This is a genomic window from Streptomyces sp. NPDC025273, from assembly GCF_040638585.1.
GTDB classification, from domain to species: domain Bacteria; phylum Actinomycetota; class Actinomycetes; order Streptomycetales; family Streptomycetaceae; genus Streptomyces; species Streptomyces cinereorectus.
On the sequence record NZ_JBEZYP010000007.1, the window covers coordinates 265,036 to 290,961 of the forward strand.

Sequence of the window (25,926 nt, forward strand, 5' to 3'; positions counted from 1 at the left end):
CCTCACCCCTGGTCGGACCGTCTCCCCTTCTCCTTGTGAGGCCACATGCGTTGCGTCATCGCCCGCTTCCCGTTCGATCTCACCAAGAGCGGTGTGCTCGAATCGATGAAGGGCGTCAAGCCCGAACGGGGCACCGATGAAACGGTGACCATCGGCCGCCGCCGCTATCCCGTCAAGCAGGTCGGCCAGGTCATCACCCGTCAGGACCCACGTGACTTCAGCGCCGCCGAGGTCTTCCGGGCCATGACGAAGCTCGGCTTCACCTGCCGCACGCTCCCCGAGGCCGCACCCACACGCTCCCTCAGCCCGCTCCAGCAAGCGTCCGCGATGCTCGGCACCCCCGCATCCGCCTGAGCGACCGGAAGGGTGCGAGCCGACACGTGTGGGCCCGACCGGCATGCCGGTCGGGCCCACACCGCGTGCGACGGGTTCCCGCCGCGGTGGCTGCTCAGTGGTCGGAATAGCTGAAGTCGCCCACGGTCCAGGCGCTCACGTCCTCGATCGCCACCCGGTACATCCCGCCCGTCTCCGGGATCCCCACCGTGCCCTGCAGGATCCGGGCGACATGGAAGTGCAGATGCGTGGGCGCGCCGTCCTTCTTCGCGGGGGCCTTGAAGACGGCGGAGAACTCGCCCAGGCGGTCCGAGTCCGTCAGCACATCCGACACCCTCAGCCTCCACACGGCTTCGGGGGCCAGGCGACCGGTGATGACAGCACCACCGGTGACCACGGTCAGGGACATCTGGTTGCTCTGCCCGGATTCCACCAGGGTGGCGACGTCAACGAGCAGCTCGTCAGGCTTCGACATGAGGCAGATTATATTCGCCGGCCGTCCCACCGCTGCAGCGGTGGCGCTACGGACGGGGCGGCCGCTCACGGAATGGCCGCCGAAGACGGTGCGGACGGCCGTGGTGGCACGGGGCGGGCGGTGGTGCCGGGCCGGCGGAATCCCCGGCCGGCCGGCAGGCACGCACGACGTCCCGGGGCATCAGGAAGGTGCGCACCCCGCGTGGCCGGGGCGCATTACCTCTACCTCGTGCGTCGTGAAATCTGTTGTGACGGCGGTAGACATTGGCTTGTGGTGTGGTTATGGTTTCTCTCGTAGCCCAGAGAGACAGCAGGGCTCGGCAGAGAGTTGAACTGCCGGGAGCAGTACGCGCAGGTGTAGTTCGCAGGGCGGTTCGGTGGTGGAGTTCCGAAGCCAGGGTTGTTGTGGGACGGCGACGGGGCTGGCGACCGGACCGGGTGGCCCGCGGTGATCAGGGGCCGCCGTGAGCAGTACCGCAGTTCGGAATGTGCAGTTCGCGGTATCGCGTGAGATGAGTGAGTGTTCCCCGAGGGAAGAACGGAGGAGCGAGGCGCCATCAGGATCGCCCGGGCGGAAGTGGTGAGCCCGGGTACCGCAGGACATCGATAGTGAGGTGGTCTCCGGTCGAGCAACCGCGATCCCCGCACCCCGACAGCTTCACGGCCGGGGCATGCGGAACACGTAGGCCGGCGCAGTATCAGGGCCGGCGGATGGTGTAGCAGTTCCTTCGGGGCCCTGGTGCCAATGGCACCAGGGCCCCTCCACGCGTTCCGCGGAGCGTGAACGGCCCCCTGGCATTCCGCGTCGGCTCGGCGGCGTCCGTTCACCATCGGGCCTCATGCCGACGGACGGCACACTGCGTGGGCACCGCTACGCCGGGGAGGGACGCGGCGAGTGCGGCGTTCGTACGACGGCCCGCCCAGGCCGACCACCTCAGCGTGCCCCGGGTGCACCCGCTTCCGGTACGCCCCCGCGGGCCCCACACAGGGTGAATCCGAATCCGTACACCCATTCAGTGTTCTCGATGGTCGGCCGCAATGGCGAGATCTCCTCCGTTGGAGACCGGACCCCGGCGGCCCCGCGGCGGAAGGCTCTTCGATGGACGATCGCATCGCACACGTGACGATCCACCCTGCCATTGGTGTCGCCCGCGTCGGCACTGCCTCCACGCGGACCCCGCCGGCAGGTCGAGGGAGGGACGAGCCGCCTGAGAAGAGAGCACGATGAGCGGGAGCAGCTTCGAGGCCTTCTGCAGAGCGCAGTCCGCACTGCTGCCGCCTTCGCTGTCCCGGTATTTCCGGAAAGGCCGCCTGGCAGAGACGGACCGGGATCACCGAACTCCGTTCCCTCTGGGAGGAGATGGGGCGGCGCGCACAGAGCGACTCGCGCCGGTGAGGTGTCTTCGGAACCATCCCAGCAGTCCGGGAGACAGCCTCCAGGGCGAGAGCCCGGCCATTTCAGACCGTCGACGGTGACACAACAGCTTCATTCTTCATACGGCCCGCCACCCACTTCCGCATGTTCGAGTCGCCCGGCGCCTACGACGACCCGAGAAGGCGATTCAGAGGTGCCACGACGAGACGGAGCACGGAGTCAGTGACCTCCCTCACGAGACGCGGGCGCTTCAGCGCCCGAGAGCTCGGTGGTGCAGGTGCTGCGCCCGAAGGCGCCTGAGGCGGTGGAGCGTTGGACGTGCTTGCCGCGGACGGCGAGTGTGCAGCTGGCCTCCCCGCCCTTCTCACCGAGGGTGACGTTGACGACGGGGGCCGTGCCGAGCGGCACGTTCACCGTCTTCTTCCACGGCAGTTCGGCGTTCTTCACGACATCGGCGCGGTCACCCTCGCCGTCTCCGCGGTAGGTGATGTCCGCGGCGCCCTCACCGAGCACTTCGTACGTCACGGCGGCGGTGGGCACCGCGGACTCCTTGTCGGCCCGCTCGGTGCCGGTGTCGAGAATTCCGTAGGTGATGAGTGCGCCGCACGCGAGCAGCAGCGCCGCGGCGACCGCGATACCGCGGGGGTCCGGGATCCGGGACACCTTTCCGATGACTTCCGGCGATCCGGACGGTTCCAGCTGTTCCGGCTGTTCCGGTTCGATTCGTTCCTGTGTGGTGGGCATGGCCGCGCTTTCGGTCGAGGCGAGTTCGCCTGGGTTATACACCATCGGAATCCGCCTGTGCCAGGGCGGGGAGGAAGCGGGTGATTCGGGGCACCCCATACGCCCAGGGGGAACCGGATGCCCGAATTATGAATTCCCTTGACCGTGGTTCGGGCCATCGGTTACACAGTCTCCGACCTTATTCGATACGTGACCGGCGAGGCCGCCTTTTCCCATGCGATGGGGGGTGGTGCGGTAGTCATGCCCGGAATCGGGCCGGTCGGGTCGGCATTCAGCGCGACCGGGAGGGGGCCCTCGCCGGCGTGCCGATGAAGGGAATGGCGTTGAAAATGAGATTCGGGCGGGCTGTGGCCTGCCTCGTGGTTTCGGCGGTCGCTTCCACTTTCATACCGCAGGTTGCTTATGCGGCCGAGGTTGAAGGTATCGACAATTCCTTTGCCGTCATCATCCGAAAGTGACCAGATCGCCTCGGTGCGCAACTCGGACGGCTCCTCGCCGCAGGACTACGCCTACGACGACAACGGCAACATCACGTCGCAGAACGTGGGCGGCTTCGGCCGTGTCGGCCGGCTCCACCCTGGCCGGCGGCCTGGGCGGCGCCTGGGCGGGTGCCAAGATCGGCGCAGTGGCCGGCGCGGCCATCGGATCCGTCATCCCCGGCGCCGGAACAGCCGTCGGTGGAGTCGTCGGAGGCGTGGTCGGCGGTATCGCCGGGAGCTATGCCAGCAGCAAGGCGGGTGATTTCTTCAACAGTCTCTGGTGACTCACCCCCGAGTCTCCGGAAACTCACCCCCGATAACCTGGCCCCCGCGGTGCACTGTGACCGCCGGGGCCAGGCCCTTTGTCCGGGCACGACGATTCGGGCCCTTTCCCGGGCCCTGCGAGGCAGAAAAGCGTGATGAGCGAGTACGACACGTCCGGCGGCTGGTTCGACGCCGATCCGGAGCTGGAGCCCACCGAGGAAGGCCTGCGGTTTCTCGCCGCGCTGCGGGAGCGGGCGGAGTCCGGCGGCTGGGGCTGCGAGTCCGACGACACCTATGCGACGTTCGCGGTCTTCGAGAACCGTACGGAACTTCTGGTCACCCTGGGTCTGTCCGATCCCACCACCGAGCCCGAGCAGCACGTGCTGACCGTGGGCGCGTTCTTCACCGGTTCGCGTCTCGTCGGCGGGGAATTCCACGATCAGCTGTACACCCTTGAGCGGACCTTGGAAACGCTGATCGAGGCGGACGGGGCGCCGGAATTCCTCGCCGAGCGGGCGGCGGAGTGGTTCGCGCGGATGACCGAACTGCCCGTCCTGAGGAACGAGTTCGCCGTCGACGGCCGGGTGGTGAACCGGCAGTGGGTGCTGGCCGGCTCCGGCCGGGAGCTGGCGGCGCAGTTCCGGGTGGAGCCCGGGGACCCGCTCGCGCGCACGGTCCAGGTGCGGGGAAATTCGGATCCCGAGGATGACTGAGAACGCTACTTCAAGGGCTACGAGAAGCAGTACGAAGGTAGCGATGAAGCAGAAGTTCCGATCCACCGCGATGTTCGGCCGGCTGGACCCGTACGAGAGGTCTTGGCACACGTGACAGGTGACGAATGGGATGCCGCCAAGCGGAAATTCCCCTACGGGTCCACGGTCACCGGCACCGTCCGAGAGGTCGCGCCCTTCGGAGTCTTCATTTCGGTGGAGGGTGTGCAGCTGGGTGAGGCCTTCGCGGATGTGGCGGGAATGCATCACGGCGCCGACGGATATACGGTGATCTGGCCCGAGGTGGGTGATGCGGTCACCGGCGTCGTGGTCGAACACACGGAACGCAACCATCAGCTCAAGCTTCACCTGAGGTAATCGAGCCGAAGGTCGCTGTTCATCGAACAGCACACCGAAGAGGGGCCGTCTCCCGGATTCCGGGAGGCGGCCCTTCGCGATTCCGGCAGCGCCATGCGATTCCCGCTGGTCAGCAGTCGATCCCGGTGTGCGGTGGGCCGGTGTGCATCGCGCGGATCGAGCCGGACGCCCCGCCGTCCCTCACCACTCCGGCGGCCCACCGCTCCGCCGCCGGCCCGCGTCTCATCGCCGACCACGGTTCGCCCGTGACGATCGCCACATCCCGAAATATACCCCCTGGGGTAAGAGTGTTAGAGTGGATGTCATACCCCGGGGGGTAATTTTCGAAGGGAGTACGCCTGTGTTCTTCGTTGACACCATCGAGCTGGAGGGTCTGGGCAACCGCAGCTACCTCGCCGGCGGCGAACGTGCGGCGGTGGCGGTGGATCCACCCCGTGACGTCGACCAGGTGCTCGCCGCTGCCGCCCGGCGGGGGGTGCGCATCTCCCATGTGGTCGAGACGCACATCCACAACGACTACGTCACCGGTGGCCTCGAACTGGCGCGGATCACCGGTGCGGCCTACCTGGTCCCGGCCGGTGCGCGCGTCTCGTTCGCCCGGACCGCAGTGGCTGACGGCGACACCGTCGACATCGACACGGAGCTGACCCTGGCGGCCGTGGCGACGCCCGGCCACACACCGCACCACACCTCGTACGTACTGAGCGAGGCCGCCCGGCCCGTCGCGGCGTTCACCGGTGGCTCCCTGCTCATCGGCACGGTCGGCCGCCCGGATCTCGTCGAGCCGCGTCTGACCGAGCGGCTGGCACGCGCCCAGCACGCCTCCGCCCATCGCCTGGCGGACGCCCTGCCCGACGAGACGGCGGTGCTGCCCACGCACGGATTCGGCAGTTTCTGCTCCTCCGCGCAGGCCGACGGCGACTCCACCACGATCGGCAAGGAGAAGGCCGCCAACACGGCCCTCACCGTGGACGTGGACACCTTCGTCGCCGATCTCCTCGCGGGGCTGGAGGACGTGCCCGCCTACTACGCGCACATGGGCCCCGCCAACGCCGACGGACCCGCGCCCGTCGACCTGACCCCACCGGCCGTCGCCGATCCGGACGAGATCGCCGCGCGGCTCGCGGCGGGAGAGTGGGTCGTGGACCTGCGCAGCCGCATCGCGTTCGCCGAAGGGCACGTGACGGGTTCGTTCAACTTCGAGGCGGACGGCAAGCTCGCCACGTACCTGGCCTGGATGATTCCGTGGGGCAAGCCGGTCACCCTGCTCGCCGAGTCGGCGGAGCAACTGGCCGTCGCCCAGCGGGAACTGGTCCGGGTCGGCATCGACCGCCCGGCCGCCGCGGCGACCGGCGGGCCCACCGACTGGCTCCGCGCCAACGAGAGCGCCGCGTCGTTCCCCCGCTCCACGTTCGCGGAACTCGCGCAGCAGGACGAGGACCGGATCGTCGTGCTGGACGTCCGCCGTGACTCCGAGCGCGCCGACGGCTGGATCGAGGGCTCGGTCCACATCCCTGTCCACCAGATGCACCGCCGCATCGACGAGGTGCCCGACGGCACGGTCTGGGTGCACTGCGCCGGCGGCATGCGCGCCGGGATCGCCGCCTCACTGCTGGACGCGGCGGGGCGGGACGTGGTCGCCGTGGACGACGGCTTCGACGCCGCCACCGAGGCCGGACTGGCCATCGCCACCGGCTGAGCCCAGGAATTGCCCGGCCGGACCGGGCTTGTCGCACCCGAACGAGAAAGGTGACGTAGACGATGTTCCTCTTCCGCACGAGCGAACAGCGCCTGTCCATCGACCAGGCGCACACCCGCACCAGCGGCGACCGGCCCGAAGCCGTCCTGCTGGACGTCCGGGAAGCGCCCGAATGGAAAGCGGGCCATGCCCCCGGAGCGGTGCACGCACCGCTGACGGCGCTGGTCGCGGGCGCCGCGCTTCCCGCAGCGGCGCAGGGCCGTCCACTGGTGGTGATCTGCCGCAGCGGGCAGCGCTCGCAGCGGGCGGCGAAGCTCCTGGCCGAGCGGGGAGCGGACGCGAGGGACGTCAAGGGCGGCATGAACGCGTGGGCAGCTGCCGGACACCCGATCGTCGACGAGCGCGGGAACAGCGGCTCGATAGCGTGAGCGTCCTCGTTCTCGCCCTCGTCGCCGGTGCCGTCATCGGCCTCGCCCTCGGCGCCCTGGGCGGGGGTGGCAGTGTCCTGGCGGTTCCGGTGCTGATCTACCTGCTCGGCTTCTCACCGGCATCAGCCACCACCGCCAGCCTGATCATCGTCACCGCGACCTCGGCCACCGCGCTCTACGCCCACGCGAGAGACGGCAACGTGGCCTGGAAGACGGGCACGCTCTTCGCCGCGGCCGGCGTCGTTCCGGCGTTCCTCGTGGGAGCCGCCGCAGGCGGCCTCCCCGAAGTGGCCCTCACCACGGCTTTCGCGGTCATCGCCGCGCTGGCGGCGCTGCAGATGCTCCGCCCCTCCGGTGCCGTGGCGCCCGACCGGATCCGGCCCCTCAAGGCGGCCGGAGCGGGCGCCGGCCTCGGGGCCGTGACCGGCCTCCTGGGCGTGGGCGGCGGCTTCCTCGCCGTCCCCGCCCTGGTCAGCGTCCTCGGCCTGCGCATGAAGCAGGCCGTGGGCACCAGCCTCCTGGTCATCACCGTCAACTCCCTGGCCGCGCTCACCGCACGCACCGGGACCGGCGGTGACCTGCGATGGGAGGTGATCGCTCCGTTCATCGGAGCCGCGATCCTCGGTGCCTGGGACGGGAAGCGCCTGGCGGCCAGGATCACCGGCCAGGCCCTGCAGAGAATCTTCGCGTTCGTTCTGCTGGCGGTGGCGGCCCTCATGCTCGTCGACGTGATCGTCTGATCATGCGGGCCGCCGGGACGTCAGGCCAGGGAGAGGAACAGTTTCTCCAGGCGGGCGCGCATCGCGTCGCGGTCCTCGCCCGAGCGGCTGCCGTCCTCCGTGTCGATGAGGCACTGCTGGAGCCCGGTCGCGATGATCGCGAACCCGGCCCGGTCCAGCGCACGTGACGCGGCCGCCAGCTGCGTCACGACCTCCTCGCAGTCCCGGCCTTCCTCGATCATCCGGATCACCCCGGATATCTGCCCCTGCGCCCGGCGCAGCCGGTTGAGGACCGCCTTCAGCTCGGCTCCCGCCAGATCAAGCTCCATCATCACTCCTCATACATACCCCCAGGGGTAAGATAGACCCCTTGATGGGGGCACACCGTCGAATGAAAAGGATGACACCCGCCATGACCACACCCGCCGCCCTCAACACCGACGAGGCCCGCAGCCGCCTGCACGAGCTGACCGTCATCGACGTCCGCACGCCGGGCGAATACGCGGGCGGCCACCTGCCCGGCGCCCTCAACATCCCCCTCGACCACATCCAGCGGGCCCTGCCCGACATCCGCCACGCCGCGGACCGCGGTGACATCCTGGTCGTCTGCGCCTCCGGCGCCCGCTCCGAGAACGCCTGCCGCATCCTCGCCGAGAACAACATCACCACCGCCACCCTCTCCGGCGGCACCGGCGCCTGGGCGGCCGGAGGCCACGATCTGCACCGCCCCCAGGGAACCACCCGAGCCACCTGGGGCATGGAGCGGCAGGTCCGCCTCACCGCGGGCACCGTCGTCCTGCTCGGCCTCCTCCTGGCCCTCCTCGTCCACCCCGCCTTCCAGATCCTCTCCGCGGGCATCGCCGCCGGACTGGTCTTCTCCGCCCTCACCAACACCTGCGGCATGGCCGCGATGCTCGCCAGACTCCCCCACAACCGCCCCCGCGCGGCCGACCTCGACAACACCCTCGCAACCCTGCGCAACCGCTGATACCCGTACGCGCACGGGGCGATCTCACCCGCGGTGACGCCGAGGGCTCGCCCCGTCGCTCCCTGTCCAGGTCGTCCGCGCCGTCGTTGACGATGCCGATGATCCCCACCTGGACCAAGCTGTGCCGTGACACCGGCTCCGCGGGCCCTGCCTTCCACTCCTTCAGGGAGCCGTGTGGTAGTAGCGCGTGCAGGCGCGCACCATCGCGTCGTCGGCGATGCTGAAGAAGTCGACGAAGCGCAGACACCTCGGCTCGGCCCCGGGGACGACACGGCGGCCGACGGCGACGACACTGTGGTCGTGGGCGACGATGCGGTCGATCTCCAGGCGGGTGGCGGGCGAAGCGTCCACCCGTTGGGCATCGAGGACCGCCGTGCGGCCCCGGGCGGGAGGCAGACCGGGAAGTTCGAACTCGACGTCGTCATGCAGCAGTGAGGCGCAGGCATCGAAATCACCGGCGTTGAGGTAGTCGTAGACGAGACGGACATGGTCGACCCCCGCGGCGGTGACCAGATCGGCCGGGAACCCCTGTGGTGCGGCACACGCGTGGTAGTTGCTATTCATCCCTGTCCCTTTCGCATCCACGCCCCATCCTGCGAACCGTCTGCAACTTCCGCTTATCGCCCGGCTATCCCCCACGGGAGCACCACATGCCGTAGACAGGAACCACATGAATGTGGAGACTGTCCGAAAGTTGACCCGCTAGCGTCAACTCACGCCGGTGGTGGGGGATTGGGTGACTGACGGTATGAGGGAGAAGATCCTGGATCTCCCGGACGTGTCCTGCCCGCCCTTCCGGGTCCTGGGGCCGTTACAGGTGCGTGGCACCAAGGGACCGCTGAGAGTCCCGCCCGGCCGCCAGGAGCTGATCCTCGCCGCGCTGCTCCTGGAGACCAATCGCGTGGTCAGCACCAACTATCTGGTCGACCTCATCTGGCGTGACGACCCGCCGGAGACCGCGCGCACCCAGGTCCAGATCTGCGTGTCGCGGTTGCGGAAACTCCTGGCCGACGCGGACGGTGAGGTCTCGATCACCACCCGGCCGCCGGGGTACGTGCTGCACACCGACGCCGCCAACGTGGACTCCGCGCTCTTCACCGACCTGGTCACGCGCGCTCGTCGGCTGAAGGAACAGGGCACCCCGGAGCAGGCCGTGGAGCGGCTGAAGTCCGCGATGGCGCTCTGGCAGGGAGACTGCCTCTCCGGCATGGACAGCGGCCCGCTGGGTAACCGGGCCCGTCAGCTCAACGAGGAGCGGCTCGGCGCCCTCGAACTGCGGATGCGGATGGAGCTGGAACTAGGGCGGCACGAACGGCTGGTCGGCGAGCTGCAGATGCTCACCCACGAGAACCCCCTGCGGGAGAGGCTGCGCGGTCAGCTCATGCAGGCCCTGTACTGGTCGGGGCGGCAGGCGGAGGCGCTGGACGTCTTCCAGGTCGGACGGGTGCTGCTCGACGAGGAACTCGGGCTGGAGCCCGGCCGGGAGCTGAAGGACCTGCAGTCGGCGATCCTCGCGGGCGAACTGCCCCCGCCCGCCGGGCCCGAGCCGGTCCGTGCGCCACCGGAGCCGGAGAGCTCCGGGGAGAGCACAGCCACGGCCGCGCCGACGCCCGAGCGGCAGGACGAGGTCCCGCACCAGATGCCCGCCACGACCGCGGACTTCGTCGCCGACGCGGGCCAGCTCGCCGAGCTGGAGCAGGCCCTGACCGGGGGACCCGGCCGGCACATGGTCGGTCTCGCCGCGATCACAGGCAGACCCGGCACCGGAAAGTCAACCCTCGCTGTCCATATGGCTCACATGCTGGCCGAAACCGGTTTCCCGGACGGCCAGCTCTACTGTGACCTGCGAGGGACCACAGCGGCCCCGGCGACCTCCTCGGAGGTCCTGGGCCGGTTCCTGCGGGCACTCGGCATCCCCGGCCAGCTCATCCCGGAGTCGCTGGACGAGCGCGCGGAGATGTACCGGACGCGACTCGACTCCCGCAGGGTCCTCGTCGTTCTGGACGACGCGGTCAACGAGGGTCAGGTGCGGCCCCTCCTGCCCGGCAGCCGTGACTGCGCCGTCCTCGTCACCAGCCGGGCGCGCCTGACCGCCCTGCCCGGGGCGCACCGCGTCGAACTGGACGTGCTGGACGAGGACCGGGCGCTGGAGCTGCTGTCCCGGATCATCGGGGAGGGACGCGTGCGCGACGAGGCCGTGGCGGCCCAGGCGCTCGTCCGCACGGTGGGGCGGCTGCCGCTGGCCCTGCGCATCGTGGCCGCCCGCCTCGCCGCGCGTCCGCACTGGACGCTCGCCTCGATGGTGCACAGGCTCGCCAACGAACGTCACAGGCTCGATGAGTTGACACACGGTGAGATGACCATGCGGGCCAGCCTCTCCCTGACGTACGACGGTCTGGCCGCCGCGGACGCCCGGCTGCTGCGGCTGCTGAGCATGGCCCAGGCACCGACCCTGCCCAGCTGGCTGGCCGGATCGCTGCTCGACGACGACCGCCCCTTCCCGTCGGACCTGATGGAACCCCTGGTCGACGTACAGATGCTGGACGTGGTCGGGGTGGAGAGCACCGGCGGCTACCGCTATCGCTTCCACGAGATCATCCGTGTCTACGCGCGTGAACAACTGGCCGCACAGGAGACGCCGGAGGACCGTGGGGCAGCGCTCGCCCGGATGGCGGGCGGCTGGATGTACCTGGCCGAGGAGGCTCACCGCAAGGTGTACGGCGGCGACTACACCGTCCTGCACGGGAGCGCTCTCCGCTGGGAGCCGCCCGTCCTCGGCACCGACCAGCTGCCGGCCGACCCGATGGCCTGGCTCGACGCCGAACAGGCCTCCCTGTGCGCGATGGTGGAGCACACCGCGGACGAGGGGCTGCACGAGGTCAGCTGGGATCTCGCGACGACCCTGGTCACCCTCTTCGAAGTGCGAGGGCTCTACGACCTGTGGGAGCAGACCCATCTGAAGGCGCTCGACGCCGTCCGCAGGGCGGGCAACCTGCGGGGCACGGCAGCTGTACGGGCCTCGCTCGGCTCGCTGTACATGAGCCGTAACCAGTTCGAGCGGGCGCGGCGGGCGCTCAGCTCTGCGCTGGACGCCTTCGAGGCACTCGACGAACCTGAGGGCAGGGCGCTGTGCCGGCGTGACCTGGCCCTCATCGCGAGGACGAACGGCGACGACGCCGGGGCACTGGAGCTGTACGGGCGGTCCCTCGCCGACTTCGACCGGGCCGACGACGTGGTGGGACGCGCGAGTGTCTTGACGCAGAGCGCCCATATCAGGATGCGCCAGGGTGACAAGGATGTCGCGCAGACGCAGCTGGACGAGGCGCTGGCCATCTACGAGGAGGCGGGTTACGCAGGGGGCCGGGCGAGAACCCTGCGCCGCGTCGGTCAGCTGCTGCTGGAACGGGGCGACCACGACCGGGCGGTGCTGACCTTCACGGAGGTGCTGGAGCTGTGCCACGAGTCCGGCGACGTCATCGGCGAGGGGCATCTGCTGCGTGACCTGGGGCACGCCTTCACCCAGATGGGCCGGCCCGACCGGGCCAGGGCCTTCTACGACCGGGCCATCGCGGCCCGGGAGCACATCATGGATTTTAGTGGTGGCGCGCTGGCGCGCCTGGATCTGGCGCGACTGCTGGAAGGGGACGCGGCGCAGTCCCGGGAACTTCTGATCCCCGCGGTCGACGTGTTCCGGGACCGGGGGATGGCGCGGGAGCTGACCGAGGCGAAGCGGTTGCTCGGCGTCGGCTGAGACCGTCAGGCCGACGGGGGGCGCTCGCCGTGAGCGGGGCGTGCGCGGTCAGTCCCAGGGGTTGTTGTCCGTGCCGGAGCCGGCCGGGGTCGTGCCCTCGGTGGGAGCGTCCTCGGTGGGGGCGGTGACGGCCGTCGGGGCGGTGGCGTCGGCGGCCTCCGCGGCCCAGCCCGTCTGAGCGCCCAGGCCGGTCACGATCACGATCAGGGCCGAGGCGACAGCGGTGCGGAGAGCGGTGCGGGCGGTGGTGTTCTTCGTCATCGGATTCCCTCTCGGTGGTGTCGTTTCCTTCTGACCACCAAATTACGGAGGACCGGATTCACGGGGCCGCCCGTGGCCTTATCTCCCCGCTATCACGGCATCGGCTCCCTATCACCGCGCCCGAAGTCCCTGGTCTCCCCCGCTCCTTGGGGATTCCGGCTCCGGGGACCTCCCCCGCTCCGTGGGCGGGGGAGGTCCCTGCCGCTTGTGACTCCTCCCCGTCCAGAGCCCGGGTCCGGGTCGGGCCGGTGGTCCGGGATAGCGGAAGTCCATGGGGGGTTAGGGCCGGGATGCCCCCTGGATAGTCGACGTTCGAAGGATGGAGGAAGAACCTTCGTCAGGCCCCGAACCCGACCAGCAGGAGCTCTTGATGACGATCAGCCCTTCCCCGCAGGACGCCACCCCGGACTCCTCGGCCCTGGGTTCCCTGATACGCGGACACCGGCTCCGTATCGGCCTGACCCAGCGCCAGTTGGCGGACCTCTCCACCATCAGCGTCCGCGCCATCCGCGACCTGGAGAAGGGAAAGGCGCAACGGCCCAGAACCGACACGGTCCGGCTGATCGCGGACGGCCTGCGGCTGGGACCCCGGGCCCGTACCGCTCTGGAGGAGGCGGCCCAGCGCGGACCCCGTGGAGGCGGTGACGGCAGACGTTCGGGCGCCGATCATCCGGCGCCGCCCGTGCCCCTGCACCCCCTCATCGGTCGGGAGGCGGAGACCGCGGTGGTCGTGGAGGAACTGAGGTCGGGGACCGAGCGCCTGATCACGGTGCTGGGGCTGAGCGGTGTGGGCAAGACCCGGGTCGCCCTGGAGGCCGCCTCCCAGCTGCACGCGGCGGGCTTCCCCGTACTGTGGCACACCGCCCCCGACTCCGGCTCCGCCGACTTCCTGCCCGCCGACGACGCTCCCTCCACCGCTCTGACAGCGGAATGCGCCGATTTCCTGCACGGCGGCGGGCAGACCGACGGGCTCCCGGCGCGCCTCGCGAACCTTGCGGGCGGCAGCGGCATCCTGCTGGTGCTCGACGGCGTCGACACGGGCCTGCTCGACGGCCACCGGCTGAACCGTCTGCTGCGTGACGTCCCCGGGGCCCGCCTGCTCCTCACCGCCGAGGAGCCCTGGAACGTCCCCTGCGAACGCCTCTTCCTGCTCTCCCCGCTGGACGCACCCGCCCCTCCCGCCGGCGCCGACTCCCCCGCCACCCGCTTCTTCCTCAGCCGGCTGCGGCGCGTCCGCCCGGACATCACGGCGGACGAACGGTCGCTGACGGACATCGCGCGGATCTGCCACCGCCTCGACGGCCACCCCATGGCGCTGCTCGCCGCCGCCTCCTGGCTGACCGTCTGCGACCTGCCCATCCTCTGCGGCATCGTGGACTCCGATCCCGCCGCCCTGCTCGACCACCTGTCCGGCGATCCGGCGGGCTCGCGCCTGAGGGAGCGGGCGGGCCGTACCATCGGCCGGCTGCCCGCCGGCCACCAGAGGCTGATCTCCGCCCTGCGCGAGGCGGGCGAGGACGAGTTCGGCCTGGGCGACGCCGTCCGGCTGACCGGCCTCCCCCTGCCCCACTGCGGCCGCATGGTGCGCGATCTGCTGGTCAGCGGGGTCATCCGGGCCAGTACGGACACGGGCCGCTCCGCGTTCCGGGTGCTGTGCGTGGTGCGGGCCCTCTCCCCGGCCACTGCCGCCGACGCTGCCGCCTGACTGCCGCCGCTCCGCCGAACTGCTGGCGCACCGCCGGGTCTACTGCCGCTTCGCGGCCCCACCCACGGGTTGTATGGCACTGCCCCGCCCGGCACGACCCTCCGCCCGGCGCCGTTCCGCCCACCTCCGCAGCGACTTCCCCAGGAGCTCCCATGCCGTCCGATGCGCCCGTCGCACCTGTCCCGGCCGTCGTCCGGTTGCCGCTCTCGGTGGCCCAGCGTGACATCTGGACGGCCCACACCCTCGACCCCACCGGGCTGCGGTACAGCGTCGGCGAGTGCAGGGAGATTCTCGGGCCGGTGGACCCGGAGCTGATGGCGGCCTCCTGGCGGCGGCTGGCCGAGGAGGCCGACTCCCTGCGTGTCCTGCGCTTCGAGGACGACGGGGAGCAGGTGTGGCAGCTGGTCGGCACGGACGCCGGCTCCCGCAGCCTGCCGTTCACCGACGTGAGCGCGATGGACGACCCGGAGGCGGAGGCATGGCGCCGGATCGACGCGATGGTCTGTGCCCCGTACGACCTGACCCGCCAGGCCCCCGTACGCTGCGCGCTCTTCAAGCTGGGCGAGGAGAGGTACTTCTACTTCTACGGCTTCCACCACCTGGTCGTCGACGGCGTGGGCGTCTCGATGCTGCTGGCGCGGCTGATCGCGCTGTACGAGCTGGCGGTCGCGGGCGAGCCGTGGGACGCCTCCCCCTTCGGACGGCTTGCCGATCTCATCGCCGAGGACACCGTCTACCGGCAGTCCGAAGAAGCGGCCGCCGAACGGAAGGGCTGGCAGGAGCACCTGGCCGGTGCCCCGGACGCGCCCCGCATCGTCCAGGGGGCCGGCCGGGCCCCCGCCGCGCACGGTGGACTGCCCTTCGCGCGGCGGAGCGTTGGGGTGTCCCCGGCGGACGCCGAGCGGCTGCGGTCCGTGGCCCGTACCGAGCGCGTCTCCTGGTCCATCCTCCTGGTGGCGCTGTTCACGGTCTACCTGCACCGGGTCACGGCCGCGGACGAGCTGGTGGTCGCCCTGCCGGTGACGGGCCGGAAGTCGAGGACCGCGCGGAGCACGCCCGGCATGATGTCGAACATCGTTCCGCTGCGGTTGCGCGTCCGGCCCGGGGAGTCGCTCAGCGCGCTGGTCCGGTCGGTGTCCACCGAGGTCAAGCACGGCCTGCGCCACCAGATGACCCGTTACGAGGACCTGTGCCGGGACGCGGGTGTCCTCGACGGTTCACGCAGGCTCGCCTCGCCCGTCATCAACCTCATGGGCTTCAACTCGGAACTGACCGTGTGCGGTCACCCGAGCGTCAACCACAACGTCAGCAACGGCCCGGTCGACGACCTGAGCATCACCGCGTACGACCTGGGAGCGGCCGGCGGGCTGCGCATCGACTTCGACACCCCGGTCGACGGTGTCGACGTGGACGCCGTCGCAGCCCATCAGGACCGGTTCGTCGGCTTCCTCGCCGGGGCCCTGGCCGCCGAGGAGCCGACCGCACGCGAGGTGGCCGGTCTGGACGTGCTGTCCGGGGCCGAGCGTGAGCTGCTGACCGGCCGTTGGGCCGGGCCGGTGGTGGAGGCCGACGAGACGACGCTGGTGGAGCGGTTCGAGGAGCAGGCGGCACGGTTCCCGGACAAGCCAGCACTGATCGACGGGGACCAGCGGGTCAGCTACGCCGCACTCAACGCCGACGCCAACCGGTGGGCCCGGCACCTGCGCTCGCGCGGCCTGGGCCGCGGTGACATGGCGGGCATCCTCTTCGAGCGTGGCGCTCTCTTCGTCACCGCTCTGCTCGCGGTCCTGAAGACCGGCGCCGCGCACGTACTGCTCGACCCCGACTTCCCCGACGAACGCCTCCGGTCGGCAGCCGACGACGCGGGTATCGGCCACCTCGTCACGCGCCAGGAGCTCGCCGGCCGTATCGCCGGCGGGTGGGCCGTCCATACCGAGGCCCCCGCAGCGCTCCTGGACCACGGCACCGGGAATCTCGGCCTCCCGCTCACCGCCGAGGACGCGGCGTGCCTGATGTTCACCTCGGGCTCGACCGGCCGGCCCAAGGGCATCCTGTCCTCCCACCGCAATCTCGTCTCGACCCTCACCCGGCAGAGCTATCTCCCCTTCGGCCCGGACCAGGTCATCCTCCAGTGCTCACCCGTCTCCTGGGACGCGTTCAGTCTGGAGCTCTGGGGCGCCCTGCTGCACGGTGGCACCGCCGTGCTCCAGCCGGGGCAGAAGCCCGAACCCGCGATCGTCGACGAGCTGGCACAGCGGCACCGCATCACCACCCTGCTGCTGTCCGCAACCCTCTTCAACTACCTCGTCGACGAACATCCCGAAGCCTTCGCGTCCGTCACCACCGCCTTCACCGTCGGCGAGGCCGCTTCCCCCACCCACGTCCACGCCCTCCAGCGGCTCCGGCCCGGCATGGCCGTCGTCAACGGCTACGGGCCCGCGGAAGCGATGATCTTCGCGACCACGCACACCGTCGAGCCGGGCACGGAGCCACACCCGGTGATACCCATCGGATCCCCCCTGGTCAACAAGCCCGCCTACATCCTGGACAGCCACCTGAGGTTGTGCCCGCCGGGTACGACGGGGGAGCTCTACCTCGCGGGCGACGGCCTCGCCCACGGATACCAGGGGCGGCCGGACATCAGCGCCACCCGCTTCGTCCCGCACCCCTTCGGGGGCGCGGGCAGCCGCCTCTACCGCACCGGCGACCTCGCCCACTTCGACCGGAACGGCGTCCTCCACTACGAGGGACGAGCAGACGACCAGGTCAAGGTCCGCGGCTTCCGGATCGAACCCGGCGAGATCGAGGCCGCTCTCCTCACCCACCCCCGCATCACCCAGGCGGTGGTCACCCTCCACGACGACCGGCTCGCCGCGTACGTCGTCGCGGATCAGCCCGTCCCTCTCGAAGAGATGCGCCGTCACCTGGCCGACCGGCTCCCCGAGCACCTCGTACCCGCGTCTCTGACACCCCTGGACCGGCTCCCCTTCACGGCCAACGGGAAGATCGACAAGCGTGCCCTGCCCGCCCCGTCGATCACTCCCACGGGCGGTCGCGCGTCCCGCACGGCCGAGGAGGAGATCCTGGTGGCGCTGTTCGCCAGGACGCTCGGCCTGCCCGACAGCCCCACGATCGACGACAACTTCTTCACGCTGGGCGGGCATTCACTGCTGGCCGCCCGCCTCACCAATCACATCGCCGACGCCCTCGGCGTCCGGCTGACCATCCGCGACGTGTTCCAGCACCCCACCCCCGCCCGCCTCGCCGCACACCTCACCGAGAAGAACGGCACACCCGCACCGCCCCCGCTCCTCGCGGCACCACACCAGGACGACGCACTGCCGCCGGCCTCCTACGCCCAGCAACGACTCTGGCTCCTGGCCGACATCGACGGCAAAAACGCCGCCTACAACGTCCCCATCGCCGTACGCATACAAGGCACCCTGCACACCACGGCACTCGAAGCCGCACTCAACGACGTCACCGCACGCCACGCACCCCTCCGCACCGTCTTCGAAACCATCGACGGCGAACCCCGCCAGCGCGTCCTGCCCCCCACCTCCACACAGACCACCGTCACACACCGCCACATCGACGCCGAAGACCTCGACACCGAACTGACCGCAGCCGCCCGCCACGTCTTCGACCTGCGCACCGAAACCCCCCTGCGCGCAACCCTCTTCGACCTCGGCAACGGCTCACAGGTCCTCCTGCTCCTGCTCCACCACATCGCCACCGACGGCAGCTCCAACACCCCCTTCTTCACCGACCTCTCCCACGCCTACCGAGCCCGCCTCACCGGAACCACACCCGACGACGAAACCGTCCTGGAACCGCTCCCCATCCAGTACACCGACTACGCACAGTGGCAACGACGCCTCCTCGGCTCCGCGGAAGACCCCGAAAGCCTCCTGGCCCAGGACCTCGACTTCTGGCGCACCACCCTCACCGGCCTCCCCCAGGAACACAGCCTCAACCTCGACCGGCCCCGCCCCGCCCACGCCACCCACCACGGCGGAGAAGTCACCGTAGAACTGGGCGACGACCTCTACGAGCGGATCCGTGAACTGTCCCGGACGCAGGGGTGCACCCCCTTCATGGTCGTGCACACCGCACTCGTCGCCGCCCTCACCCGCCTGGGAGCAGGCACCGACCTGGCCATCGGCTCACCCGCCTCAGGACGCGGCGACGAACAACTCCAGGACCTCGTCGGATTCTTCGTCAACACCCTCGTCCTACGCACCAGCACCGCCGGCAACCCCACCTTCCGGGAACTCCTCGAACACGTCCGCACCACAGACCTCGACGCGTTCGCCCACCAGGAAACCCCCTTCGACCTCGTCCTCGACACCATCAACCCCACCCGCACCCTCACCCGACACCCCCTCTTCCAGATCTGCCTCGGTCTGGAGGCAGGCAGCTTGCCGGAGCTGAGCCTGGCCGGTGTTCAGGCCGCGGAGGTGTCCGGTGTCCTGAACGGCTCGGCCAAGTTCGACCTGGAGTTCCTCCTCCGCTCCGACGACAGCAAGCGCCTGCACGGCGCGATCCTCTTCGCCCGGGATGTGTTCGACGAGGCGTCGGTACGGCGGATGGCCCGCGTCCTCGGCGGAGTCCTCCGGCAGGCACTGGCCGACCCGGACCTGCGCCTGGCCGACCTCGACGTCCTGACCGCGACCGAGCGCGAGCTGCTGACCGGCCCCTGGGCCGGAACCACCGCGGACACCAACGACGCGACCCTGGTCGAACGGTTCGAGGAACAGGCCGCACGCCGACCGGAGAAGACCGCACTGATCGACGGCGAACGGCGGGTGACGTACGCCGAACTCAACTCGACCGCGAACCGGTGGGCCCGCCACCTGCACGGCCTGGGCCTGGCCCGGGGTGGCATGGCCGGTGTGCTGCTGGAACGGGGAGCGGACTTCGCCGCGGCCGTGATCGCGGTGACGAAGACCGGAGCCGGATACACCCTCCTCGACCCCGACTTCCCCGACGAGCGGCTGCGCTCCGCCGCCCAGGACGCCGGCATCACCCACCTGATCACCGACGCGGCACTGTCGGAACGCCTGGGCGGGCCATGGGTCACGGTGGCCGAGGATCCCACTCGGCTCACCGCCCTGCGGGACGACGACCTCGGCTTCTCCCTCACCGGTGCTGACGTGGCGTGCCTGATGTTCACCTCAGGATCGACAGGACGCCCCAAGGGCATCCTCTCCTCCCACCGCAACCTCGTCTCCACCGTCACCGCACAGAACTACGGAACCTTCGGCCCCGACGAAGTCTTCCTCCAATGCTCACCCGTCTCCTGGGACGCCTTCAGCCTCGAATTCTGGGGCGCACTCCTCCACGGCGCCACCACCGTCCTCCAACCCGGACAAAAACCCGAACCCGCACTCATCACCGAACTCGCACACCAACACCACGTCACCATGCTCCAACTCTCCGCCAGCCTCTTCAACTACCTCACCGACGAACACCCCCAAGCCTTCACCACCGTCACCACCACCTACACCGGCGGCGAAGCCGCCTCACCCACCCACATACACAAACTCCACCAACACCACCCCCACCTCACCATCACCAACGGCTACGGCCCCGCCGAATCCATGGGATTCACCACCACCCACACTATCAACCCCACCAACCAACCCCCCACCACCATCCCCATCGGCACCCCCCTCACCAACAAAACCGCCCACATCCTCGACCACCACCTCCAGCTGTGCCCACCCGGCACCACCGGACACCTCTACCTCGCCGGCCACGGCCTCGCCCACGGCTACCACCGACGACCCGACACCACCGCCACCCACTTCATCCCCCACCCCTACGGACCCCCCGGCACCCACCTCTACCGCACCGGCGACCTCGCCCACTTCGACCACCACGGCCACCTCCACTACGACGGCCGAGCCGACAACCAAATCAAAATCCGCGGCTTCCGCATCGAACCCGGCGAAATCGAGAACACCCTCCTCACCCACCCCCACATCACCCAAGCCACCCTCACCACCCACCACGACCAACTGACTGCCTACTACGTCACCGAATCCACCCAGCTCACAGCGGACGACGTCCGCCGCCACCTGGCCGACCGGCTTCCCGAACACCTCGTACCCACCCACCTGACACCCCTCGACCGACTCCCCCTCACCCCCAACGGAAAAATCGACACCCGGGCCCTGCCCACCCCACGGTCGGTCCCTGGGACGCGGCGCGCACCGCGTACGCCGAGGGAGGAGATCCTGGTCACACTGTTCGCCAAAGCCCTGAAGACGACAGAGCCGGTCGGGGCCGACGACAACTTCTTCACGCTGGGCGGGCATTCGCTGCTGGCCGCCCGCCTCACCAACCACATCGCCGACGCCCTCGGCGTCCGGCTGACCATCCGCGACGTGTTCCAGCACCCCACCCCCGCCCGCCTCGCCGCACACCTCACCGAGAAGAACGGCACACCCGCACCGCCCCCGCTCCTCGCGGCACCACACCAGGACGACGCACTGCCGCCGGCCTCCTACGCCCAGCAACGACTCTGGCTCCTGGCCGACATCGACGGCAAAAACGCCGCCTACAACGTCCCCATCGCCGTACGCATACAAGGCACCCTGCACACCACGGCACTCGAAGCCGCACTCAACGACGTCACCGCACGCCACGCACCCCTCCGCACCGTCTTCGAAACCATCGACGGCGAACCCCGCCAGCGCGTCCTGCCCCCCACCTCCACACAGACCACCGTCACACACCGCCACATCGACGCCGAAGACCTCGACACCGAACTGACCGCAGCCGCCCGCCACGTCTTCGACCTGCGCACCGAAACCCCCCTGCGCGCAACCCTCTTCGACCTCGGCAACGGCTCACAGGTCCTCCTGCTCCTGCTCCACCACATCGCCACCGACGGCAGCTCCAACACCCCCTTCTTCACCGACCTCTCCCACGCCTACCGAGCCCGCCTCACCGGAACCACACCCGACGACGAAACCGTCCTGGAACCGCTCCCCATCCAGTACACCGACTACGCACAGTGGCAACGACGCCTCCTCGGCTCCGCGGAAGACCCCGAAAGCCTCCTGGCCCAGGACCTCGACTTCTGGCGCACCACCCTCACCGGCCTCCCCCAGGAACACAGCCTCAACCTCGACCGGCCCCGCCCCGCCCACGCCACCCACCACGGCGGAGAAGTCACCGTAGAACTGGGCGACGACCTCTACGAGCGGATCCGTGAACTGTCCCGGACGCAGGGGTGCACCCCCTTCATGGTCGTGCACACCGCACTCGTCGCCGCCCTCACCCGCCTGGGAGCAGGCACCGACCTGGCCATCGGCTCACCCGCCTCAGGACGCGGCGACGAACAACTCCAGGACCTCGTCGGATTCTTCGTCAACACCCTCGTCCTACGCACCAGCACCGCCGGCAACCCCACCTTCCGGGAACTCCTCGAACACGTCCGCACCACAGACCTCGACGCGTTCGCCCACCAGGAAACCCCCTTCGACCTCGTCCTCGACACCATCAACCCCACCCGCACCCTCACCCGACACCCCCTCTTCCAGATCTGCCTCGGTCTGGAGGCAGGCAGCTTGCCGGAGCTGAGCCTGGCCGGTGTTCAGGCCGCGGAGGTGTCCGGTGTCCTGAACGGCTCGGCCAAGTTCGACCTGGAGTTCCTCCTCCGCTCCGACGACAGCAAGCGCCTGCACGGCGCGATCCTCTTCGCCCGGGATGTGTTCGACGAGGCGTCGGTACGGCGGATGGCCCGCGTCCTCGGCGGAGTCCTCCGGCAGGCACTGGCCGACCCGGACCTGCGCCTGGCCGACCTCGACGTCCTGACCGCGACCGAGCGCGAGCTGCTGACCGGCCCCTGGGCCGGAACCACCGCGGACACCAACGACGCGACCCTGGTCGAACGGTTCGAGGAACAGGCCGCACGCCGACCGGAGAAGACCGCACTGATCGACGGCGAACGGCGGGTGACGTACGCCGAACTCAACTCGACCGCGAACCGGTGGGCCCGCCACCTGCACGGCCTGGGCCTGGCCCGGGGTGGCATGGCCGGTGTGCTGCTGGAACGGGGAGCGGACTTCGCCGCGGCCGTGATCGCGGTGACGAAGACCGGAGCCGGATACACCCTCCTCGACCCCGACTTCCCCGACGAGCGGCTGCGCTCCGCCGCCCAGGACGCCGGCATCACCCACCTGATCACCGACGCGGCACTGTCGGAACGCCTGGGCGGGCCATGGGTCACGGTGGCCGAGGATCCCACTCGGCTCACCGCCCTGCGGGACGACGACCTCGGCTTCTCCCTCACCGGTGCTGACGTGGCGTGCCTGATGTTCACCTCAGGATCGACAGGACGCCCCAAGGGCATCCTCTCCTCCCACCGCAACCTCGTCTCCACCGTCACCGCACAGAACTACGGAACCTTCGGCCCCGACGAAGTCTTCCTCCAATGCTCACCCGTCTCCTGGGACGCCTTCAGCCTCGAATTCTGGGGCGCACTCCTCCACGGCGCCACCACCGTCCTCCAACCCGGACAAAAACCCGAACCCGCACTCATCACCGAACTCGCACACCAACACCACGTCACCATGCTCCAACTCTCCGCCAGCCTCTTCAACTACCTCACCGACGAACACCCCCAAGCCTTCACCACCGTCACCACCACCTACACCGGCGGCGAAGCCGCCTCACCCACCCACATACACAAACTCCACCAACACCACCCCCACCTCACCATCACCAACGGCTACGGCCCCGCCGAATCCATGGGATTCACCACCACCCACACCATCAACCCCACCAACCAACCCCCCACCACCATCCCCATCGGCACCCCCCTCACCAACAAAACCGCCCACATCCTCGACCACCACCTCCAGCTGTGCCCACCCGGCACCACCGGACACCTCTACCTCGCCGGCCACGGCCTCGCCCACGGCTACCACCGACGACCCGACACCACCGCCACCCACTTCATCCCCCACCCCTACGGACCCCCCGGCACCCACCTCTACCGCACCGGCGACCTCGCCCACTTCGACCACCACGGCCACCTCCACTACGACGGCCGAGCCGACAACCAAATCAAAATCCGCGGCTTCCGCATCGAACCCGGCGAAATCGAGAACACCCTCCTCACCCACCCCCACATCACCCAAGCCACCCTCACCACCCACCACGACCAACTGACTGCCTACTACGTCACCGAATCCACCCACCTCACACCCGACGACGTCCGCCGCCACCTGGCCGACCAACTCCCCGAACACCTCGTACCCACCCACCTGACCCCCCTCGACCGACTCCCCCTCACCCCCAACGGAAAAATCGACACCCAGGCCCTGCCCACCCCACGGGCAGCCGTCTCCTCGGGCGGACGTCAGCCGCGCACCCCGCTCGAAGAGACCCTGGTCGCCCTCTTCGCCGGCACGCTCGGCACGAGCGCCGCGCTGACGATCGACGACGACTTCTTCACGCTGGGCGGGCATTCGCTCCTGGGCGCCCGCCTCACCAACCACATCGCCGGTTCGCTCGGCGTCCGGCTGACCGTCCGCGACCTCTTCCAGCGCCCCACCCCCGCCCGGCTCGCCGAGCACATCGCCTCCCTCCAGGCCGCCCCCGTGCAGAAGGCCCGACCCGCCCTCCGCCGCCGTACCAGGACAGAACGGATGAGTTCATGACCACCTCCCCGCCGCCCGCCGCAGAAGACGTCGTCTGGGACCTGCCGGGCGATGCCCCGCACCGCCTGTCACTGCTGGTGCTGCCGCACGCCGGGGGCAACGCCCACGCGTACGGCGCCTGGCGCGAGCACCTGCCGGCCGATGTGCGGCTGCTGATCGGCCAGTACCCCGGACGGGGCGCCCGCTACTGCGAGGACCTGCCCGAGTCGGTCGACGACCTGGCGCTGCCGGTGGTCGACTCACTGCCCGCGGACACCGGTGACCTGGTGGTCCTCGGCCACAGCATGGGCTCCTTGGTCGCCTTCGAGGTGACGCGCGCCCTTCAGGCGGCCGGCCACACCCCCCGGGGGCTGATCGCCTCCGCCTGCCGGGCGCCGGTCCTGCCCAACCAGTGCCCGGTGCACCCGGAGCTGCTCGACGACGACCAGCTGGTCGCCGCCATCAAGGAGCGCGGAGGCACCGACGACGGCATCCTCGACGAACCGGAGCTCCGCGAGATCGTCCTGCCGTCCATCCGGGCCGACTTCGCCATCGACGACGCCTACCGGTGCACCGTCCCCGACATCCGGCTCGACTGCCCGGTCGCCGTCTTCGGCGGCGACGCCGACCCGATCGTGCCGGTCGACATGCTCGGCGGCTGGTCCCTGGTGGCCGGGGGTGATGTCGTGCCGGAGGTTCTCCCCGGCGACCACTTCTACTTCCAGCAGGACCTGCAGGGCTTCTTCGCCCGCCTCAACCCTGTTCTGGCCACCCTGCGCGACGCCGCGACCGCGGCCGGCTGACCCCGTCGGCCAGCCTTCCGCGGGGTGCCGCGCGATCCCGTCCGCATGGTGCCGGGGCCCGTGGAACTCCACCGGATCCCAGCCCATCCACCGACTTCCAGCGAAGGACGAAGAACTCCCGTGACCACACTCTCCCAGCCCACCGCCACCGGCATCACCCCGATCCGCGAGCCCGGCAAGCCGGTTCTCGTGCACACCCCGGACTTCACCGGCATGGCCGAGGCCGCCGCCTGGCTCACCGCCCACCGCCCCGCCATCCAGGCCGAGTTGCACCGCTCCGGCGCCGTGTTGCTCCGTGGTCTGCCGGTCGAGGACGCGGCGACGTTCGCCGAGGCGCGTGACGCGCTCATCGCCGAGCGGGCCGGGTACAAGGAGAAGGCCACCCCCCGCACCGACTTCGGCGAGGGGGTGTTCTCCTCCACCGACCTGCCCGCAGTCCAGCCGATCCGTCTGCACAACGAGAACAGCTACACCCTGGACTTCCCCGGCGTCCTGCTGTTCGGCTGCGTCATCGCACCCGAGACCGGCGGTGCGACCACCGTCGGTGACATGCGCAAGGCACTCGCCATGCTGCCGGCTGACCTGACGGCCCGGTTCGCGAAGGCAGGCTGGCTGCTGGAGCGCAACTACTCCGACCTGGCGGGCATGCCCTGGCGCAAGGCCTTCTCCTCCGAGGAGCCGAAGGGCGCCGAGGAGTACTGCGACGCGAACGCCATCGGCTACGAGTGGCTGGACGAGGACACCCTGCGCACCCGGCAGCTCCGCTCCGCGATCATCACCCACCCGGTGACCGGTGAGCGCTCCTGGTTCAACCACTTCGCCTTCTGGAACGCCCGCACCCTGGACGAGGACGTCCGCGAGGTCCTCGTCGACACCTTCGGCGAGGACGGGCTGCCGTTCAACACCTACCTGGGCGACGGCACCTCCCTCACCGATGCCGAGGTGGACACCGTCAACGAGGTGTACCAGGCGGTCACCGTGCGCGAGACCTGGCAGCGCGGCGACCTGATGCTGGTCGACAACATCCTCTGCGCACACGGCCGGGAGTCCTACACCGGCGCCCGCAAGATCCTCGTCGCCATGGGCGAGCCCGTCCCGCTGGCCGACTGCTCCCCGAGCACCGCGCCCTCCACCACCCCGTACGGAGAGTGAGCCCCGC

Annotated in this window: 19 protein-coding genes; 13 read left to right on the forward strand and 6 right to left on the reverse strand. The window is 69.9% G+C overall.

Annotation, left to right across the window (positions count from 1 at the left end):
- Positions 1 to 45 precede the first annotated feature (45 nt).
- A complete protein-coding gene (locus AB0F38_RS14960; RefSeq protein ID WP_361892072.1) occupies positions 46 to 354 on the forward strand; it encodes an SCO5918 family protein in 309 nt (102 codons plus the stop codon).
- 94 nt (positions 355 to 448) lie between these two features.
- Here AB0F38_RS14960 and AB0F38_RS14965 read toward each other — a convergent pair whose 3' ends face one another.
- Positions 449 to 808, reverse strand: a complete 360-nt coding sequence (locus AB0F38_RS14965) for a hypothetical protein (protein ID WP_361892075.1) — start codon at positions 806 to 808, stop codon at positions 449 to 451.
- Positions 809 to 2,401: 1,593 nt separating this feature from the next.
- Positions 2,402 to 2,926 (reverse strand): MmpS family transport accessory protein, encoded by a 525-nt coding sequence (locus tag AB0F38_RS14970; protein ID WP_361892078.1) that lies wholly within the window; start codon positions 2,924 to 2,926, stop codon positions 2,402 to 2,404.
- A 559-nt stretch (positions 2,927 to 3,485) separates the two neighbouring features.
- Between AB0F38_RS14970 and AB0F38_RS14975 the strand changes: the two genes are divergently transcribed.
- The 3 genes from AB0F38_RS14975 to AB0F38_RS14985 all read left to right on the forward strand — a co-directional run bounded on the left by AB0F38_RS14975 (position 3,486) and on the right by AB0F38_RS14985 (position 4,757).
- Positions 3,486 to 3,689, forward strand: coding sequence for a hypothetical protein (locus AB0F38_RS14975; protein WP_361892081.1), 204 nt, complete (start codon positions 3,486 to 3,488; stop codon positions 3,687 to 3,689).
- 135 nt (positions 3,690 to 3,824) lie between these two features.
- Positions 3,825 to 4,382 (forward strand): hypothetical protein, encoded by a 558-nt coding sequence (locus tag AB0F38_RS14980; protein ID WP_361892084.1) that lies wholly within the window; start codon positions 3,825 to 3,827, stop codon positions 4,380 to 4,382.
- Positions 4,383 to 4,493: 111 nt separating this feature from the next.
- On the forward strand, positions 4,494 to 4,757 hold the full coding sequence (locus AB0F38_RS14985; RefSeq protein WP_361892087.1) for a hypothetical protein: 264 nt from the start codon (positions 4,494 to 4,496) through the stop codon (positions 4,755 to 4,757).
- A 109-nt stretch (positions 4,758 to 4,866) separates the two neighbouring features.
- Here AB0F38_RS14985 and AB0F38_RS14990 read toward each other — a convergent pair whose 3' ends face one another.
- Entirely contained in the window at positions 4,867 to 5,016 is a 150-nt protein-coding gene (locus AB0F38_RS14990; RefSeq protein WP_361892090.1) for a hypothetical protein, read from the reverse strand.
- An 81-nt stretch (positions 5,017 to 5,097) separates the two neighbouring features.
- Between AB0F38_RS14990 and AB0F38_RS14995 the strand changes: the two genes are divergently transcribed.
- From AB0F38_RS14995 to AB0F38_RS15005, 3 genes are all read left to right on the forward strand, one after another.
- Complete coding sequence (locus AB0F38_RS14995; RefSeq protein WP_361892093.1) at positions 5,098 to 6,456, forward strand: MBL fold metallo-hydrolase; 1,359 nt, start codon at positions 5,098 to 5,100, stop codon at positions 6,454 to 6,456.
- Positions 6,457 to 6,518: 62 nt separating this feature from the next.
- The gene (locus AB0F38_RS15000) at positions 6,519 to 6,884 is read left to right on the forward strand and encodes a rhodanese-like domain-containing protein (protein ID WP_361892096.1); all 366 of its coding nucleotides are present in this window, start codon (positions 6,519 to 6,521) and stop codon (positions 6,882 to 6,884) included.
- A complete protein-coding gene (locus tag AB0F38_RS15005) occupies positions 6,881 to 7,624 on the forward strand; it encodes a sulfite exporter TauE/SafE family protein (protein WP_361892099.1) in 744 nt (247 codons plus the stop codon). The genes AB0F38_RS15000 and AB0F38_RS15005 overlap by 4 nt, the downstream gene beginning before the upstream one ends.
- A 20-nt stretch (positions 7,625 to 7,644) precedes the next feature.
- Here the strand turns inward: AB0F38_RS15005 and AB0F38_RS15010 are convergent, their stop codons facing one another.
- A complete protein-coding gene (locus AB0F38_RS15010; RefSeq protein ID WP_361892197.1) occupies positions 7,645 to 7,932 on the reverse strand; it encodes a metal-sensitive transcriptional regulator in 288 nt (95 codons plus the stop codon).
- Between the two features lie 83 nt (positions 7,933 to 8,015).
- Here AB0F38_RS15010 and AB0F38_RS15015 point away from each other — a divergent pair, with 83 nt between their 5' ends.
- A complete protein-coding gene (locus tag AB0F38_RS15015) occupies positions 8,016 to 8,591 on the forward strand; it encodes a rhodanese-like domain-containing protein (protein WP_361892101.1) in 576 nt (191 codons plus the stop codon).
- 162 nt (positions 8,592 to 8,753) lie between these two features.
- Here the strand turns inward: AB0F38_RS15015 and AB0F38_RS15020 are convergent, their stop codons facing one another.
- On the reverse strand, positions 8,754 to 9,155 hold the full coding sequence (locus tag AB0F38_RS15020; protein WP_361892104.1) for a nuclear transport factor 2 family protein: 402 nt from the start codon (positions 9,153 to 9,155) through the stop codon (positions 8,754 to 8,756).
- 184 nt (positions 9,156 to 9,339) lie between these two features.
- Here AB0F38_RS15020 and AB0F38_RS15025 point away from each other — a divergent pair, with 184 nt between their 5' ends.
- Positions 9,340 to 12,342: a BTAD domain-containing putative transcriptional regulator gene (locus AB0F38_RS15025; protein WP_361892200.1), complete on the forward strand. Its 3,003-nt coding sequence runs from the start codon at positions 9,340 to 9,342 to the stop codon at positions 12,340 to 12,342.
- Positions 12,343 to 12,390: 48 nt separating this feature from the next.
- Here AB0F38_RS15025 and AB0F38_RS15030 read toward each other — a convergent pair whose 3' ends face one another.
- Entirely contained in the window at positions 12,391 to 12,603 is a 213-nt protein-coding gene (locus AB0F38_RS15030) for a hypothetical protein (RefSeq protein WP_361892107.1), read from the reverse strand.
- 370 nt (positions 12,604 to 12,973) lie between these two features.
- Between AB0F38_RS15030 and AB0F38_RS15035 the strand changes: the two genes are divergently transcribed.
- The 4 genes from AB0F38_RS15035 (at position 12,974) to AB0F38_RS15050 (ending at position 25,919) form a co-directional block, all read left to right on the forward strand.
- Positions 12,974 to 14,308: a helix-turn-helix domain-containing protein gene (locus tag AB0F38_RS15035; protein ID WP_361892110.1), complete on the forward strand. Its 1,335-nt coding sequence runs from the start codon at positions 12,974 to 12,976 to the stop codon at positions 14,306 to 14,308.
- A 152-nt stretch (positions 14,309 to 14,460) separates the two neighbouring features.
- Positions 14,461 to 23,985: an amino acid adenylation domain-containing protein gene (locus AB0F38_RS15040; protein WP_361892113.1), complete on the forward strand. Its 9,525-nt coding sequence runs from the start codon at positions 14,461 to 14,463 to the stop codon at positions 23,983 to 23,985.
- Positions 23,982 to 24,767 carry an alpha/beta fold hydrolase gene (locus AB0F38_RS15045; protein WP_361892116.1) on the forward strand — a complete coding sequence of 262 codons (786 nt, stop codon included), beginning with the start codon at positions 23,982 to 23,984 and terminating at the stop codon, positions 24,765 to 24,767. The genes AB0F38_RS15040 and AB0F38_RS15045 overlap by 4 nt, the downstream gene beginning before the upstream one ends.
- Before the next feature lie 120 nt (positions 24,768 to 24,887).
- Positions 24,888 to 25,919: a TauD/TfdA family dioxygenase gene (locus AB0F38_RS15050; protein WP_361892118.1), complete on the forward strand. Its 1,032-nt coding sequence runs from the start codon at positions 24,888 to 24,890 to the stop codon at positions 25,917 to 25,919.
- The last annotated feature ends 7 nt before the right edge of the window (positions 25,920 to 25,926 follow it).